Annotated in this window: 14 protein-coding genes and 1 pseudogene; 11 read left to right on the top strand and 4 right to left on the bottom strand. The window is 59.4% G+C overall.

The genetic code is table 11. The features are described 5' to 3' along the window. The first annotated feature begins 95 nt into the window (after window positions 1-95). Window positions 96-1016: a LysR family transcriptional regulator gene (locus HDG37_RS13915; protein ID WP_184048292.1), complete on the top strand. Its 921-nt coding sequence runs from the start codon at window positions 96-98 to the stop codon at window positions 1014-1016. Here HDG37_RS13915 and HDG37_RS13920 read toward each other — a convergent pair. Further along, window positions 1000-2175, bottom strand: coding sequence for an amidohydrolase family protein (locus tag HDG37_RS13920; protein ID WP_184048295.1), 1176 nt, complete (start codon window positions 2173-2175; stop codon window positions 1000-1002). The genes HDG37_RS13915 and HDG37_RS13920 overlap by 17 nt on opposite strands. Window positions 2176-2591: 416 nt before the next feature. Here HDG37_RS13920 and HDG37_RS13925 point away from each other — a divergent pair, with 416 nt between their 5' ends. From HDG37_RS13925 to HDG37_RS13940, 4 genes are all read left to right on the top strand, one after another. Then, window positions 2592-3590 (top strand): SDR family NAD(P)-dependent oxidoreductase, encoded by a 999-nt coding sequence (locus tag HDG37_RS13925; protein WP_184048298.1) that lies wholly within the window; start codon window positions 2592-2594, stop codon window positions 3588-3590. 348 nt (window positions 3591-3938) lie between these two features. Further along, window positions 3939-4835: a crotonase/enoyl-CoA hydratase family protein gene (locus HDG37_RS13930; RefSeq protein WP_184048300.1), complete on the top strand. Its 897-nt coding sequence runs from the start codon at window positions 3939-3941 to the stop codon at window positions 4833-4835. Window positions 4836-4974: 139 nt separating this feature from the next. After that, window positions 4975-6603: a FadD3 family acyl-CoA ligase gene (locus HDG37_RS13935; protein ID WP_260334840.1), complete on the top strand. Its 1629-nt coding sequence runs from the start codon at window positions 4975-4977 to the stop codon at window positions 6601-6603. Window positions 6604-6784: 181 nt separating this feature from the next. Then, window positions 6785-7105, top strand: a complete 321-nt coding sequence (locus tag HDG37_RS13940; RefSeq protein ID WP_184048303.1) for a 2Fe-2S iron-sulfur cluster-binding protein — start codon at window positions 6785-6787, stop codon at window positions 7103-7105. 210 nt (window positions 7106-7315) lie between these two features. Here HDG37_RS13940 and HDG37_RS13945 read toward each other — a convergent pair whose 3' ends face one another. After that, entirely contained in the window at window positions 7316-7726 is a 411-nt protein-coding gene (locus HDG37_RS13945) for a cupin domain-containing protein (protein WP_184048305.1), read from the bottom strand. A gap of 183 nt (window positions 7727-7909) precedes the next feature. Here HDG37_RS13945 and HDG37_RS13950 point away from each other — a divergent pair, with 183 nt between their 5' ends. Together HDG37_RS13950 and HDG37_RS13955 are read left to right on the top strand one after the other, a co-directional pair. Further along, window positions 7910-8695: a TniB family NTP-binding protein gene (locus HDG37_RS13950; protein WP_311541312.1), complete on the top strand. Its 786-nt coding sequence runs from the start codon at window positions 7910-7912 to the stop codon at window positions 8693-8695. Continuing rightward, window positions 8673-9221: a TniQ family protein gene (locus HDG37_RS13955; RefSeq protein ID WP_184048785.1), complete on the top strand. Its 549-nt coding sequence runs from the start codon at window positions 8673-8675 to the stop codon at window positions 9219-9221. The genes HDG37_RS13950 and HDG37_RS13955 overlap by 23 nt, the downstream gene beginning before the upstream one ends. 338 nt (window positions 9222-9559) lie before the next feature. Here the strand turns inward: HDG37_RS13955 and tnpC are convergent, their stop codons facing one another. Together tnpC and HDG37_RS13965 are read right to left on the bottom strand one after the other, a co-directional pair. Next, entirely contained in the window at window positions 9560-9925 is a 366-nt protein-coding gene (gene tnpC / locus HDG37_RS13960) for a Tn3 family transposase post-transcriptional regulator TnpC (RefSeq protein ID WP_184048308.1), read from the bottom strand. Further along, window positions 9922-12908: pseudogene (locus HDG37_RS13965) on the bottom strand (Tn3 family transposase). The gene tnpC and the pseudogene HDG37_RS13965 overlap by 4 nt, the downstream one beginning before the upstream one ends. A gap of 253 nt (window positions 12909-13161) precedes the next feature. On the opposite strand from HDG37_RS13965, the gene HDG37_RS39245 reads away from it, so the two are divergent. The 4 genes from HDG37_RS39245 to HDG37_RS13985 all read left to right on the top strand — a co-directional run bounded on the left by HDG37_RS39245 (window position 13162) and on the right by HDG37_RS13985 (window position 16150). After that, entirely contained in the window at window positions 13162-13542 is a 381-nt protein-coding gene (locus HDG37_RS39245; protein ID WP_260334845.1) for a hypothetical protein, read from the top strand. 83 nt (window positions 13543-13625) lie between these two features. Then, window positions 13626-14573 (top strand): ParA family protein, encoded by a 948-nt coding sequence (locus tag HDG37_RS13975; protein ID WP_184048311.1) that lies wholly within the window; start codon window positions 13626-13628, stop codon window positions 14571-14573. Window positions 14574-14582: 9 nt separating this feature from the next. Continuing rightward, window positions 14583-15077, top strand: a complete 495-nt coding sequence (locus tag HDG37_RS13980; protein ID WP_184048314.1) for a hypothetical protein — start codon at window positions 14583-14585, stop codon at window positions 15075-15077. A 293-nt stretch (window positions 15078-15370) separates the two neighbouring features. After that, the gene (locus tag HDG37_RS13985; RefSeq protein WP_184048317.1) at window positions 15371-16150 is read left to right on the top strand and encodes a hypothetical protein; all 780 of its coding nucleotides are present in this window, start codon (window positions 15371-15373) and stop codon (window positions 16148-16150) included. Window positions 16151-16260: the final 110 nt, after the last annotated feature.

Consider the following 16260-nt stretch of genomic DNA (forward strand, 5'->3'; position numbering starts at 1 on the left):
ATATCGCCTGAAAGTGTAGGGAAATACGCACCCCCGATAAAGTGAGTTTGACTTAAACTGACAGTTGAACTTTTGTCACATATTACGGACCCATCATGGATGAACTCCGACCTTTGTGGATTTTCTTGCAGGTGGCCCGTCATGGCAGTCTCAGCAGCGCGGCCCAAGCGTTAACACTGAGCCCCGCGGCACTGAGCAAAAGTGTGAGTCGCCTCGAAGCCCGGTTGGAGGTGCAGCTCTTCACCCGCACGACCCGCAGCCTTCAACTGACCGACGAGGGGCGGCGGCTCTTCGAGCAACTCGACAATTCGTTCAGCGACATCCAGACCGCGCTTCATGGTCTGCGGCTGAAACAGGGCGACGTCAGTGGATCCGTCCGTTTGTCCACCGTCACCGGATTCGGACGAGCAAGGGTGCTTCCGATCCTGGGAGAATTCTTCGAGCGTTATCCACGCGTGGACCTGGTGATGAGCCTCCACGACGGTGCGCGGGGGTTGAGCCGCCATGCCTACGATGTGCGCATCAATTGGGGGGAGGAGCTCGAGCAAACCAAAGTGGGGCACCGGCTGTGCAAAATGGATCTGGTCCTCGTTGGTTGCCCTTCTTATCTCGCGCGGCGTGGGAGTCCTCGTCGACCGCGCGATCTGGAGGAACACGACTGCATCAGCGTCGGCCTCGCGAACAATCAGCGGGCTCGCTGGCAGTTCTCGAAGCGAAACGGTAGCGCGAAGCAGGAGACCGTCGTCCCGCACGGTCGATTGATCGTCGTCGACGAACTGGTCAGCGTGGTGGACGCCGCCCTGTCCGGGCTCGGTCTGACGGTTGTCGCCCGGGACCTGGTGGCTGCGCACCTCGCCAGTGGCGCGCTGGTGCAGCTACTCGCAAGCTACGCCATAGAGGGCGTCGACGTAGATCAAACCGTACTGATTCTGCAACACCCGAAACGCCGGCTGATGTCGCCGGCGACGCAGGCATTGGTGGACTTCCTGATAGAGAAGCTCAAGCAGTCTTCTTGAACACGGTTTCGCGCCAGTTCATCTGGGCTGCCTTTGTATGGGCCAACTTTTCGATATCGAAACCAAGCAGGCGCTGGGCGTTACCAGCAACGATGTCCCATTGGTGCGCGGCGCTGAGACCCGCGAGAATGGTCGCCAGATGCCGGCGGGTATTGGGCCATGTGCCCTCGGTATGAATGTAGTCGGATCCGAAGGCAAGGTTCGCCGCGCCCAGTTGATCCAGCTTGCTGACCTCGTTCTGGTCGAGCGGGCCGGCAGCGAATCCCTGGCGTGCCCACTGCTCGCTGGGCTTCATCTTCAGCTTGTGGGACGGATCGGTCGTCGGCGCCAGGAAGAAGCGGTCGAGATGGTGCAGGATCGGCGGGATCCAGTCGGATCCGCTCTCGATGAAACCGATGCGCAGATTCGGGAAACGCTCGGGCACGCCGGATAGCAACAGGTACTTCAGCACGTGGTGATGCGCAGTTTCAACATCCATCATCTGCAACGCCTCCCAGCCGCGCTCGGTTCCGTTCCACCGCCACTCGGGCTTCTCCCGCCCCACTGAGGCGTGCCAGATTGCAGCCATGCTGCGCTCGTTCAGTGCCTGCCAGACGGGGTTGTACATGCAATGATTGAAGTCCGGCAGATCCGGGTGCGCGAGTTGAGGGCGCGGTGGCAGGTGAACGGCGCGCATACCAACCTCCCAGGCTGCCTCGATCTGCCGGACCACCACGTCGATGCCCGCCGCAAGACTGACCACGAGAGCGCCTGTAAAGCGGAAGGGGGCCGGTGCGGTGAAGTCCTTGAACCATCGCGTGTAAGCCATGGTGATCTCATCCTGCAACTTCGGATCGGACGTCACCGCGCCAAAGCCGTCGATCAGCATTTCCGCAGCCACACCGTCTTCGTCGATGAGCGCCAGGCGCTCATCGGCCGTCAGTACTTGATGGTAACGATCCGCATCGACCTCCACCAGCTTGTCGGCAGACTCCCAGGCGAAGTCTGCGCCTGTGGCGACCATGTCGCAGTAGTAGCGATTACCGAGCTTGAATAAGCGCTCGCCCTCTTCCATCGCATCGTCGAAGTCGGCATGCAGCCGCGACGGCAGCCACGGTTTCAGATTCAGAAAAGCCTCGGTATGGCCGTCCAGCGAAATAATGACGTTGTCTCCACTCATGTCTAGCTCCAGTTGTTCTACACGCGAAGGTACGCAGTATCGAACCTCGTGGCTGCAATTGAAAGTGACTGAAATACAAGCTGTTTTTTGACAATTTGTCATTAATCGCTTATGGCCGCCGCGCAACACGAAACTTCACGGGTGCGGCCCGACCCACGATCCTTCTGATCGAGCAGCGCCCGACCTTCAACCTTTTGTCAAACAACGCTGCAACCTCCGGTGCATCGAAGAGTTGTTGCAGTTCTCGTAAACTCCATCTCTCCACGTTGTGCAATCAGGACTATGACATTGGCGTCCCTTTCCGCCTTTCCATTCAGCTTAGGCGGCAAGATCGCCGTCGTGACCGGGGCCGCTGTGGATTCAAGCTCTGGTCGACAGGCGCACTCGCTTCATCACGCAATCATCGAGGACCAAGCATGACAATCAGATTCGACGGCCGCGTTGCAGTGGTCACAGGCGGCGGTAACGGGCTCGGTCGCGACGACTTCCTTGAACTGGCCATGCGCGGCGCGCGCGTTGTAGTCAACGACCTGGGAAGTACCGGCGCAGGGCAAGGCAAGTCGCATTTAGCGGCCGACCAGGTAGTCGCCGAAATCCGTGCAACCGGTGGTGAGGCGGTCGCCAACTATGACAGTGTTGCGACCCGGGATAGTGGCAATGCCATCGTCGAGACCGCGATGATGACCTTTGGCCGCGTAGACATCCTGATCAACAATGCGGGTTTCCTGAGAAATAGCCGCTTCGAGGATCTTACCGACGAGCAGATCGACGCGATGATGGACGTGCATCTGAAAGCCGCGTTCTACGTCGCGCAGCCTGCGTATCGCGCGATGAAGATGCAGAAGTATGGCCGCATCCTGTTCACTTCATCGGCCGCTGGCGTGTTCGGCAATCCGTGGCAGGCGAACTACGGCGCCGCCAAGGCGGGACTGGTCGGCCTCATGAATGCGGTGGCCCTCGAGGGCGAGCGTCACGGCATTCTCGCGAATGCCCTCCTGCCCACCGCACACACCCTTCTTGCCGCGGAAATCGATGAAGGTTGGATGGAGGTGACCTCGGTCGCCAAGGTACTTCCAGAAGTCGACTTCTCTGCGATCAGCAGCCACCTTGGTGTCGAGCAGAATACCCCTTTGGCGCACCATCTCGTCAGTCAAAATTGCACCTCGACACAAAACTGCTATTCAGCGATTGCCGGGCGTTATTCCCGGGTGATCTTGGGTTCCACCGACGGTTGGTCCAACGGACTAACCGAATTGGCGTCACCAGCAGATGTGGAGGCTCATTGGGCGGAAATCAATGACCGCGCGCGGTACCACGTGCCGCGTTGCGTCTTCGAGGAGTTCGTGCCAGCTATCGCTTGTATAAAAGCTGCTCGCAACTCGCAGCAAGCGCGACAATGGATGAACCCCAACTGAGCCGCCCGCCTCGGTTTATTGGCGCCCCGCCGCTGGTCTGGCCCTCCATGGATGCGTGCAGGACAGCATGAAAAAACGAATGTGTGGCCTGCAACGGGATCTTCCTCCATTTTTAACTTTCATTCATGTCCCGCCTTAACCCATGGTCACTTGCGCATTTCCGTGCATCCCGAGCATCATCAGCGAAGTCCGTTAGACGCGACGACAGATCGCGAGTAACGAATACTCGACTCGCCGTAAAGATCGTCAAGGTCGACGTTGGGAGTACTCGGAGCGGCTCTGCGCGAGCAGGTTTTCAGTCTTCGTCCCGTCGACGAAATCCATTTCGACTTCGTGAAGGAAAAACAAGTGAGCAAGTGGTTGAAATCCAGTGAATGCATCCTGTTTTCGGTCGTCGAAAAAGTCGCCACGATCACGCTGAATCGCCCCGACAAGCGTAATGCGATCAGCCAGGTCCTATTGCGCGAATTTCACGAAGCGATGCTCGAAGCCGACGACCTCGTCGACGTCAACGTCATTGTGCTCGAAGGCGCAGGCCGGGATTTCTGCGCGGGATTCGACCTCGCCGGGATATACGCCGGGAGAAGTGACGAGGACAGTGTGAAAGAGCCTGCGCGCTATCGCAGCCTGATCGGCAACTTCGACGACGACTGCTTCCAGATGGAACGGCAACAGGAGAAGCTACGGATTGCGTTCGATGTGCATAAGCCTGTCATCGCCAAGGTTCAGGGCAACTGTCTAGCCGGCGGAACGGATCTCGCCCTGAACTGTGACATGGTGATCGCCTCTGACGATGCACGAATTGGCTTTCCGGCAACTCGCGCCAACGGCATGCCGCTGAATCATCTTTGGTTCTACCTCGTCGGACCGCAGTGGGCCAAGCGCCTGTTGCTCTCGGGCGATTGCGTTTCGGGCCGCGACGCGGCGAAGATCGGCCTCGTGCTTGACTCAGTGCCAGTGGATGATCTCGATGCCACTGTTGCTGAGACGGCGCGGCGACTGGCATGCATCGATTCGGAATTGTTGTCAGCCAACAAGCGCATCGTCAATCTCGGGATGGAGTTGGCAGGGGCACGTACGCTGCAGCGCCTCGACGCCGAAATGGATGCACGGGCCCATCTTTCGCAAGGTCCGCGCCGCAGCCGCTTCAAGTCCGACATGGCCAACCATGGCCTGAAGACCGCCCTGACGCAACGCGATGAACCCTTTGGAGACGGCATGGTGCGCGTGCGACGTGGCTCGTGACGCATGCCGAACGTGAACTGTACTTGGTCATTCTGATTACTGAGCCGGTCGACATATTGACGTTGAGGACTGTCCCTCTCGATGCCCCCAACACTGGCCTACTGCGCGAAGAGCCGCCCCAGGAATTCCGAGAACCCAAATGATGAACGACTCACTTGCGCAGCGGCCAATCGCATACGTGACCGTAGGCGATGCCTCGACCAGTCAGCCACAAACCATGTCCGCATTGCTGAACAGTGCCGTGGAACGGCATGGTGACAGGGAAGCCTTGATCGATGACAAAGGGCGCATGAGTTTCAGGGAACTCGTCGATGCCTGCCGTGACGCCGCGCGGGCATTCATCGCCTCGGGCATGACCAAGGGCGACCGCATCGCGATCTGGGCACCGAATGTTCGGGAGTTCGTCATCGCCGCAGCGGGCTTTCAAACCATTGGTGCTGTACTGGTGCCCTTGAATACCCGTTTCAAGGGTACTGAGGCGGCAGATATACTGCGCCGAAGTGGTGCGCGACTACTTCTGACGGTGAGTGACTTTCTCGGTCAATCCTTTCCCGCAATGCTCGAAGGACAGGCACTGCCTGATCTGGAAAGTATAGTATTGCTGCGCGGTTCGGCGCCGCCCGGTAACTTGATCACATGGCAAGCCTTCCTGTCGGCCGGGCAAGCTGTGAACGACACGCAGGTCGATACGCAAGCCTCGCAAGTGCTTGAAAGCGACATATTGGACCTGATGTTTACGTCAGGAACCACCGGTCGCTCCAAGGCGGCAATCAGCACGCACGGCAAGTCGATGCGGGCTTACTGGATGTATACGCACAAGACCACGTTGTGCCCTGACGACCGCTACCTCATCATCAATCCGTTCTTCCACACCTTTGGCTACAAGTACGGATGGATGTCCTGTTTGATGTCCGGCGCGTGCATGCTGCCGGTTACGTCATTCGACCCCGAAGTCGCGATGGCCCTGATCGAACGCGAGCGTGTCACCCTGATGCCAGCGCCACCGACGGTCTATCAGATGCTGCTCCAGCATCCCAGGCGACGGGATTTCGACCTATCGAGCTTGCGCATGGGTCAGACCGGCGCGAGCAACATTCCGCAGGAACTGATACACACGATGTATCGGGAACTGGGTCTGAAGACGGTGCTAACCGGCTACGGACTAACCGAAAGCTGCGGCATTGCGACTTGCACCGATATGGACGCGGCCGCATTAACCGTTAGCACCACTGTCGGCAGGGCTTGCCCAGGTGTCGAGATTCGCATCGCTGACGAGAAGGGACGCTCTCTTCCGGCTTGCACCAAGGGGGAGATACTGCTGCGCGGAGACAACATCATGGCCGGCTACTTCGATGACCCCGCTGCTACTGCCGAGGCGATCGACGCCGAGGGCTTCCTGCACACCGGCGACGTCGGTGTACTGGATGAAGATGGAAATCTGCGTATAACCGATCGCCTTAAGGACATCTACATCGTTGGTGGTTTCAATTGCTATCCAGCGGAAATAGAAAACATGCTGTGTGGCATGCCCGGAGTCGCCCAGGCAGCTGTCATCGGTGTGCCGGATGAACGCTTGGGCGAGGTTGGCATGGCCTTTATCGTTCTCAAGTCAAACATGATCTTGACGGAGGCCGCGGTGATCGCGTGGAGCAGGGAGCACATCGCAAACTTCAAAGTACCTCGCTATGTGCGCTTCGTTGATTCGTTGCCAGTGAACGCCTCTGGAAAAGTTCTTAAGACCTCGCTGCGTGCACAGATCGTGGCGTGAATGATCTTCCCTGCGGCGACATGACGATCGGGCGCTCGTACACGGCCTGGAGTCGAGCCACCCGATGACCGCTGAGCGCCACACCACCGATTCCTGCAGCCACTATCTGAATACCTTTCCTGCTTGACGGGTCTTTCATTGACCCGCCTTCATTTACCCTTCATATCCAGGGACTTCAAACATGCCGACCATCACATTCATTGAACACGACGGCAAAGAACACCGTGTCGACGTTGATGTTGGCAAAAGCGCGATGCAAGCGGCAGTCGGCGCCTCGTTGTCCAGCATCCTGGCGGACTGCGGTGGTTCCTGCTCTTGCGCTACTTGCCACGGATATGTGGATCCTGCCTGGATCAATCGCGTGCCGCCCGCTGACAGCATGGAGACGGATATGATCGACTGTGCGCTCAATGTGCAAGAAAATAGTCGCCTAACCTGCCAGATCCGCGTTACCGAAGCGCTCGACGGGTTGGTGATCCGCCTGCCCGCCTCGCAGATCTGACCAATCTGCCTGATCTGGCCGATGAACGTAATTCGATCTTCCGGCGTTCGTCGGATCCAGCAACGCTCGAGCCGGACTGCGCCACCGCTTCGGGTATGCATCGCCTAGTCGAAACTCGATGAGCTGCAACCGTCGGCATCGATACCTTCGCGTTTATCAAGGTTGCTGCGCGTGTGAATAACCGTTCGACGAATGGTCACCACCCTCTCATCAGGCTTTCGGCGATTCACCTGCATGCCCCTTTCCGAGCGACTCGCCCGCGATATGGGTGTAGTGATTATCGAATGGCTTGTTCGTAATGAACAGGCATGTGACGTCGTTGTCCTGTTGCGCGCCGTGTTCCATCGTCGTGCCCTCAGGAAGCCAGACGAAGCTCCCGGGACCAAACGACCCTGCACTCGTGACCAGCATCCCGTCCAGCACATACATTCCGTGAGCGCAATTGTGCCAATGCGAGACATTGGTAAAACCGGCCTTGTAACAGATTTTCGTGACCGTCACGCCTGTGTCGTCGTCGATGACGCAGAGTTTCTGAAGAATCTGCGCATTCAACTCGGGAACGTCGACGACATCCCGGGGAATAGTGTTCCTATCGACGACCTTCACTTCGGAGTTGCTCATTTCGATGCTCCGTTTGGCCGTAGCCCGTTCCGCGACGAGCCGGTTCGCTCTCGCGCTTGCCGAGAGTTGGAGCGACTTCCCGCGCTTATTGTGAAGGGCAAGTCGCCTGCCAGAGATGGCTTGCCGACGCGTCAGTTCGCTTCAGCGATCTCGGCCTCGGCAGATGCATGTGCCGGGTAGTCGGTGTATCCCTTCTCTCCACCGCCGTACCAGTCCATCGGCGCGTTGCAGCAACTTGAGCGTCTGTATGAAACGCCTCGTCGCGATCGGATGCCATGCCTGCTCCTGCATGGCGACTCAAATATCGGCAAGACCAAAATCACCGCGAAATTCCGGCGCTCGCATCCCAACGAATTTGACGACAGGACTGGGGTCGAACGCTGTTCGGTCGTTTCCATGCAGATGCCGCCGACGCCAGACCAGCATCGTTTTTATTCGGGCCTTCTTTTCGAGCTAGGCGCTCCGCACAACGCCGCGGCTGGTCTGGCGTCCCTGGAGCGGCTAGCTCGTGACATTCTCAGGCGGGTATCGCCACGCATGCTTGTTGTCGATGAGATCCACCATCTGCTCGCGGGCAGCTATCGGGACCAGCGTGCGTCCCTGAATCTTCTCAAGTTCCTCGCCAATGACCTACAGATCAGCATGGTCCTGGTCGGAACACGCGACGCAGTATTGGCACTTCAGACCGATGCCCAGATGATCAGCCGTTATACCCCATTTGAGATCCCCCGCTGGCGCGAAAGCGACGGTCTACGGCGGCTGCTCGCCGCATTTGAGCGGGTGCTGCCGCTGCGCAAGCCGTCGGATCTCGCGCGACGCGAGATTGTTCAGTATGTCTTGAGCGCGCGTGGGGGATTAACCGGCGAAATATCTGCGCTGCTGAACAACGCCGCGGAGCTAGCAATTCGCAGTGGCGACGAATTGATCGACATGACACACCTTGAGCATGTCTGCCGGATCACGCAGTAACTCGGCCCGGTGGCCGGTCGCTCCAAGGCCATTCTATGAGGAGGCTTTCGGAAGCTGGCTAGGCAGGGTTGCGGCGCGCTATCAGCTCAGCGTCGGGACATTGTGGGAAATCAGCGTTTCGGAGGAGATGCCTGTGCTGGGAACAGCGGGCTGGATACTTTTCCCGGCGATTTCGCGATCAGCACTACCGCAATTCGCGACCCTCGCACGTCTTGATGACGGCAGGTTGAGCCACCTACAGACGCCACCGGCATGGCTCGCTGACCGCCGCTGCATGCCGTACTGCTTCAGATGTCTCGTGCTAAATGACGCGGACGTATCAGCGCCACGCTGGAAACGTGAGTGGCTTGATCCGACAGCCGAATTCTGTAGCGTGCACCACAGGCCCCTTGAAACAGTGCCGGCGTCCGTGTTCCGGGTATCAAATCACTTCGACGCCGCGCTTGGGGCGATCAGCCGTTACCGCGAAAAATGCTTGTTTCGGCCACCGGCCGCCTGCGCTAGCAGAATTAATGGACAGCATTAGCGATTGAACGGACACCGCTAGCAAAATTTATGATCTCCAACAGCTTTACGCCACTATCGCCATGGGCGGCGGGGCTGTACTCCGTTCGCGTTGCATCGGACGTCGAAGATGTCTGCGGCAACAGCGTACTCGCGGCATTCGACAGACCGCTCCGACCGGGCCGCGAGCTGGCGATCGAAACCGGGAACTGCTCGATTCCACTCGAATTTACAGACTCGGTGCGTCAACATTCGTACACCGCGAACAAGCAGGGGGCGCTCGAGGTTGAGCTGATCTGTCCGACTGGACGTTCGGCTCGCTCCTGAATCGCCGCGTGCTCACGATTCACCCCGGCTAGTTCAGTCTTCGCCAAACCCGTCCTCTGGATGCAGCGCCTCGAGCGGCTCGAGGATCGTTCTCACCCGCGTGAGCTCCATGACAAATTCGTCAATCAGATCGAGCGCATCCAGCACCTGCTCAGGCAACGTGCCTTCGCGTCGCGACAGTACCGACGGTGCGCCGTTCAATATCGAGTGCGCCATGCTGTGGATTTCGAGCAGATCGTCGCGTAGCCCTTCCGGATCATGAAGTTGGGTGCGGAGGCGATCGACGATATCGACGGCGGCCAGCAGGCAGGTGGTGTCGTAACTCGATTCGAGCCGCTCGAGCGCGGCGGTGTCGACATCGCCGAAACAGGTCGTAGTGATGGCCGGGCGTGCAGTCATGGGCGGGATGCGTACGTACGGGCAGCATGGCCGAACAGGGGGTCCCTGATCCAGGCTTCCGGCCGACGGTCCAGGTGCAGTTTATAGTGACCGAAGCGCCGGATGTTGTGGGTCGGGTACGGGCTCAGAAATTCGATGTCTTCGGCGCGCACTTTCTCGCCGTTTGCCGCCATCTCGCGCAGCGCCTGCATCATGTCCACGGTGTTCTGCAGGATCACGGCCGATGCGACCAGGTCGTTGTAGCGTAGCCGTTTCTGCTGCTCCTCCGGCTCGTTCTCGGCAATCACGTCGCCACCGAACGACAGCCATTTGGAGAAGCCATTGTACGACTCGATCTTGTTCGTGTTCGCGGTGACCTCCTGTCGCAATTCGAGGCTACCGATCCACTCGAGCAGAAACACCGTGCGCACGACGTTGCCGAGCTCGCGCGCGGCCAGATACAGCCGGTTCTTGCGGCTTTCGGAGCCGAGCCGGCGCAGCAGCAGCGGCGACGAGATCGTACCTGCCTGAATCGACAGCGCGACCTGCATCAGCTCCTGCCAGTGCTGCTCGATCAGCACCCAGTCGATGGTCGCGGTAAACAACCTGTCGATGTGCTTGTATTTGGCCTTGCTGTCCGGCCGGTACAGGACGAGGTCCTTCCAGTTGCGAATCCGCGGCATCAGGTTGATGCCGAGCAGGTACGTGAACGCGAAAACGGCGGCCGACTGGCCCTGCGTGTCGGCATGGACGGTATCCGCCTTGACCGACAGCCCGGCTTTCAGCAGTCCCTCGATCACGTAGATCGCTTCCCAGACGCCCGGCGGAATGAAGTGCTGGAACACCGCGATATAGTTGTCGGCGACGTGCCGGTATGCGACCGCGCCCATTTTCCGGTAGCGGAAGTGATAGCCGGCCAGCAGGTTGTTGTCGTAGAAATCGTACTGCGTGCCGTCAGCCGCCACCGTCTTGCCATCGCCCCAATGTTTCGGCAGATCGAGCCGCAGGTACAGCTCGATCAACTCGCGCTGCGCGGTCTCGAGTTTATCCAGGCTCATATGCCGGCGGTTGACGAAAGAAAGCATGTGCGCGGTGACATCCGAATCGAGATGGCGGGCCGCCTGGGTCGGGCCGAGATTGCAGCCCATCGCGAAAATGGTCAGCAGGTAGCGCTCGGCGGCCTTGCGAATCTGGGGATCGCTTCCGGAGAGCGGCCCGAAGTGCCGTGTGAAATGCGTCCAGTGTTCGATGTTCGCGAGGATATCCAGCATGTTCCGCGTCGGCAGGCGGGCGTTGAGTCGCTCCTGTAGCACGATCGCACTCGCCGGAATCTCCTTCGCCACGGTTTTGCGCAGGATCGGTTCGCCGTTGCGGTCGATCACGACATGCTCGCGCTTACGCGGCAATTCTTCGTCGAGTTTATGGGTAGCGTCCGTCAGCCATTGACGGAGGTGGCGCACGAAGTCGCTGCTGCTGTTCGGCATGCCGAGCTTGTCGCAGTAATCCGGCAACTGCTGCTCGCATTGCCGCCACGGTAGCAGGTGGTCGCGATAGTCGGCGTAGGCATCGGAGCCGGAAACGCACAGATCGCCGACCCGTAACTCTTCGGCCATGTACGAGAACACGCAGAGCTCAAGATAGCGGCGGTTGGTCGGCAATCCGTCGCCGTGGGAGCGACGCGCGAGCTTGCGCCACCGCGGCGCCGCGAAGCCCAGATCGACGTCGGCATCGATCCACTCCCGATGCAGCGACTCGTTTTCCAGCACGACGTCGAGCGCATTCAGCAGCGTGCGGACTGGGCTGGTCGAATCCCACTCGAGAGTGCGGGCGACGCGCACCATGACCGAGCGATGCGCCTTGAAGTGCTTCCAGAGCAGCGGCAGGTAATTGCGGCCGCTGAACGCGCGGATCGCCGCGCAGCTCTCGCGCAACGGCTCCAGGTCGCCTTTCGGCGCGAGCAGCTTCCGGATCGCCCTGGCGATGGCGGTCTCGTCGGATTCGTCGGCGAGGATGTCAGCCACGCCGTCGAGCAGGACCACGAGGTCCTCGACCTGATCACGCTGCTTGCGCTGGATCACGTCCAGCTCGTCGCTCGCGCGCTTGTGGATCGCGGCCATCCGTCGCACGAACATATCGGCGAGATCGTCGCGGGCGCGCACGCGCATGCGGTTGAGCAGCGCGACGATCAGTGTGTAGCGCTTCTCGGGAAGCGTGTCATTCTTGAGCGCGGACGCGTCGAGCGCCATCGCCTGATTCGCGAGCGAGCGCAGCTTCGAGGCCGGAATCCCGGCGACGGCCAGTGAAAAATCGCCGAGTTCGTCGAGCCAGGCAAGCTGGTCGATCAATATGTCCAGATGCTGGCGCGATGGGCGTTTCGCATGCCGCTTGATGCGGTTGTAGGCGGTCTGCCGGCTCGACAGGTCGCGGGCGAGCAGCCGGTCGAGCGCGAGTTTCTGTTCATCGGTCAGGCGTCGCGTGACGCGCTTGAAAAGCCGCGACTGCGCCCGGGCGTGGATCTGTTCGGTCAGCCGGTCTAGCGTCGAGAACGCCGGCAGCTCGATATCGCGCGCGATCAGTTCGTCGATGGTCGCGTTGATGATGTCGACCGGCTGGTCCATTGTCAGCGACGCCGTGTGCGCCGCGCGTGTCGCGATCGCGTTCGCGTCGGTGCCGTAATACGGCTTCACGTCCAGCCAGGCGCGTACCGCGGTGTAATGCCGGAAGAGCGTCGGAGACGACGCCGTGTCGTAGCCGAATTGCACGGCGGTGCCGATGTCGGCGGCCGCCCGGACATGATCGACGATGGCAGCCGGAATACTCTCGAGCGGCGGGAAATAGTGCAGTTGCTGAAAGACCTTCAGCAGCACCAGCAGGCCCAGACGAGGTCGCTCGCCGCGAGTTGACCGGCGCGCCCATTCGAGTTCGTCGGGGAGCGGCATGTAGCAGGCTTGCAGTTCCCGGGGTGCCAGAACCTCGGGTACGCGGTGCGTTCGAGGGTAGCCATTGCGGATCGTCCGGATCGCAGAGGGCCGCTCAGATTAGCGCAAGAAAAATCGGATGTTACTGCGTCAAATCGTAATGATCGACGCATTCTTTATAACTGCAAAGCTTATGATAGGAAATTGCGTTTACCTTGTTCATACCCCAACTTCGGCGGCCGGCGCACCTCAGTTAAGGGTGGTACGCCGGAACCACCGAGATTTTGTCGGATAACGTCGCTAGCGTAGTTTTCGGCTGCTTGAGCTATCCGACACTGTTTGTCGCGCAAGTTTTGCCAGCATAAGCCTGCTGTTGCGGTCTCCGGCACGGCAGCGTCGGAAATCACCTGTTTGGCGACAGCTCGCGTCGGTGCTGGCTTTGAACCCATGCCGGAAAAATCGGCAGGTCCGGTGTTTACCCCGTTCGAGTCCGATTTTCTCGCCTACGTCGAAATGCTCCGCGAATGCCGTGCGACCCAGCTCTTCCTCGAATTGAAGTCCCGCGCGAACAGCCGCCGCAAAAACGTCACCCGCCGCTTCGCCGACGACCTCGACGATCGCAAGGTTCTCCACAGCTTCCGGCGCACCTTCATCGGCCGCATGACGGAGCTTAACGCGACGCTCGACCGTTTCGACAGCACATTGCCGCTAAATTTTTAGGCCGTGATCCTATTCGTCAGGCGTATGCGTTACCCTCTAAGCGGGCCAAGAGAGATTCAAAACCATACAAAGAGGACTAGAAAATGCCGAAGATCGTTAGCATGATCAATTGGAAGGGCGGCGTGGGGAAATCGACGCTTTCGCTTCACCTGGGCGTCGGGGTTATGCGTTTTGCCAAGAAGGAGCCTCGGGCGCGAGTGCTCTTGGTCGACTTGGACCCTCAATGCAATCTTTCGTATCTTGCGCTAGGGGTTTCCAAATACATCGAGCACGTTTACGACAACAAGAAGCCGACCCTGAAAAATCTTTTCGACTCGTATTTCAAGGGGGAAGCGTTCAACGCGGCTGACGCCATCATCCCCAAGCCGATCAAGGCCAGCCCCGGTAAAATCTGGTTGGACGTCGACCTTCTTCCTTCGCATCATGAATTGGTTCTTGTCGACATGAGACTCGCCCGCGAGAAAAAGAGTGGGACAACCCACCAGGAAGAGACCAGGTACGAAATCGACAAACTGTCGATCATCAAAAACGCGATTGAGCAGGTGGCCGACCAATACGACTACGTGATCTTGGACTGCCCACCGAATATCAATTTGGTCACTCAAAACTCCTTCTTCGCCAGCGACTCCTACGTGATCCCCGCCATCCCCGACTTCCTCTCGACGGTCGGCATTTCGTTGATTCGATCGGAGATGGATCGGCTCAACAAGAACTTCGGCCAGATGGTCGACTACTCGGGCATTGAAACGCCCTACTCGAACGCCGAGCTGAAAGGCATCATCTTCAACATGGTGGATGAACACGGCGGTGGTCCAAAACAAACTCACCGAGAAACCATTCAATCGATGCAGGCACAGCATCCAAGCATGCTCTTCGACAACTACGTGACCGACGGCGACGGCATTTCGACGGCGGCTGACAACAACATGACCGTTTACAGCTACGACCATTTCCCCAAAGCGAAGGCGAACGGGAAGAAGCAAGCCGACGCCTTGCAGCGAGTGTCGCAAGAATTCATTGCCCGCGTATAGGGGGGACAAGTGAAAGCGAACGAACTGTCAAGGCTCCTGCGCCAAGCTGCCGAACTCCTCGATCTTTACGAAGGCAAGGACTTGCTCCATGTGCTCGATGATTTGACCAAGCTCAAATCGCGGGCCTCGCAGCAAGGCGAGCGAGCGAAGCCGCGAGGGCGCGCGAACCCGGTGCAAGAGAAAGGCCGCCTAAACGATTTCGCCTCATGGTGCGCATCGGCGGACCTTCGTGAAATTGAGGCCGCCATCCAGTCGGACGACTTGTTCGCGGTCGGCGAAAACATACGCTCCCTAGCGAGCATTCTCGGGCTCAACCTCGGAAAGCGCCAAAGTCGCGACGACTCGATTCAAACCCTTATAAGTTACCTCGACCGAACGCGAGTGCATCAGGTCATCAGCCGCAGAAACAGCCCGGAAGCGTCAGCAAAGCCGGTGGTCGGAGCTCGCGAAGAGCAGGGTTCGGACGAATCGAACGAAGAAGGAAGGGGAATTGGAAATGGCTGATTCAACTTGTCTGAGACGGGCACGCGCTTGATGTCATCGACTCGGTCTGCCAAAGCCAATGCACCAATCGTTTGTCGTTGAAATAGGTTGTCCACCAATGTCAGTTTGCTTTTCTATTAACGTGAGACTGAACACCCGCTGCCTCACCACTCGCACGAAAAGACGTGCCGCATGGTGGGGAAAGCGGCGAGCTGTTTGATGAAGTCGCCATCTGACTATCGGATCGTGCGCTCGCTCTGACTTTTTGCGGGACAAGTGGCGCTTGCCACCGTAGACAGGACGGAACTGCTCCAATGTCACATGAACCACTGCCACTCGGAGAGCCGGACGTATGGCCGACCAGACTGACTAAACTGCTCGATGAACATCGCGAGGTGTTCCTGAACTGGGAGGTCGCGCCGGATCGAGTTGGGGCGCCGTTCTGGGATACTGCAATCATGGCGGTTGCCGAAGCGCTCTCGCGATATTCGATAACCGGATGGCACTGCACACGGCTCACCGATGCCGAGATAGGGCAGATCATTGCGTCCGGTAAGCAGCTGCCGGACGGCGCGATGCTGCGCCGCCGTATCGAGGCCCTGGTGCTGGCGAACCTGCTACCTGGCGACGTTGCCGGGCGACTCCAGACAGTCAATCAGGCCGACGACAGCAACCGGGCGGGCATGCTCTGGTTCTGCTTCTTCCCGCCGCGTCTGGCCGGCGAACATGGCATTGGCCGCTTTTTTCGCTACTGGGGAGGCGAAGCGCTCTATAACTTGCATGAGGACGATGCCGCGACGTCGCAGCTGCTGCGCGCAATTGGCACGCCGTGCCTGGTGGAGGCGGACGTCCCGGTGAGCGCGCTCAAGTCCGCCGTCGGCCTTGCGATTAAGCTAGTGCGCCGCGACCTCATCCGCCGTGGCGATTCGACGGAAGAACCAAGTGAGCACGAAGACCGGTGCATTCAGCCGCTCGCGGCCACGTGTATCCGGAGGGTGATCCGCGGTGGCGATCCGGAGTTCGCAACGCTGACCGGCGGTCATGCGTGGCTTCGACCGCCCGACACGGTCCAGCGTGGCATGGCCGCGGACTGACACGGGGTCATCGTCGCCCGGATCACGCACTGCTTGTCCGGTGTGGTCCGGCTGTCAGTCAAGCCCTTCAGCGGCCGCGGCGGCTTCGAGATCCGGTCTGCACCGGTGCC

This window comes from Paraburkholderia sp. MM5384-R2, assembly GCF_014201025.1.
Lineage (GTDB): Bacteria > Pseudomonadota > Gammaproteobacteria > Burkholderiales > Burkholderiaceae > Paraburkholderia > Paraburkholderia tuberum.

Excerpts from the sequence above, each read along its gene's own strand:
- HDG37_RS13915 (WP_184048292.1), top strand. The coding sequence starts at position 96 with ATGGATGAACTCCGACCTTTGTGGATTTTCTTGCAGGTGGCCCGTCAT.
- HDG37_RS13920 (WP_184048295.1), bottom strand. The coding sequence starts at position 2,175 with ATGAGTGGAGACAACGTCATTATTTCGCTGGACGGCCATACCGAGGCT.
- HDG37_RS13925 (WP_184048298.1), top strand. The coding sequence starts at position 2,592 with ATGACAATCAGATTCGACGGCCGCGTTGCAGTGGTCACAGGCGGCGGT.
- HDG37_RS13935 (WP_260334840.1), top strand. The coding sequence starts at position 4,975 with ATGATGAACGACTCACTTGCGCAGCGGCCAATCGCATACGTGACCGTA.
- HDG37_RS13940 (WP_184048303.1), top strand. The coding sequence starts at position 6,785 with ATGCCGACCATCACATTCATTGAACACGACGGCAAAGAACACCGTGTC.
- HDG37_RS13945 (WP_184048305.1), bottom strand. The coding sequence starts at position 7,726 with ATGAGCAACTCCGAAGTGAAGGTCGTCGATAGGAACACTATTCCCCGG.
- HDG37_RS13955 (WP_184048785.1), top strand. The coding sequence starts at position 8,673 with ATGTCTGCCGGATCACGCAGTAACTCGGCCCGGTGGCCGGTCGCTCCA.
- tnpC (WP_184048308.1), bottom strand. The coding sequence starts at position 9,925 with ATGACTGCACGCCCGGCCATCACTACGACCTGTTTCGGCGATGTCGAC.
- HDG37_RS13975 (WP_184048311.1), top strand. The coding sequence starts at position 13,626 with ATGCCGAAGATCGTTAGCATGATCAATTGGAAGGGCGGCGTGGGGAAA.
- HDG37_RS13985 (WP_184048317.1), top strand. The coding sequence starts at position 15,371 with ATGTCACATGAACCACTGCCACTCGGAGAGCCGGACGTATGGCCGACC.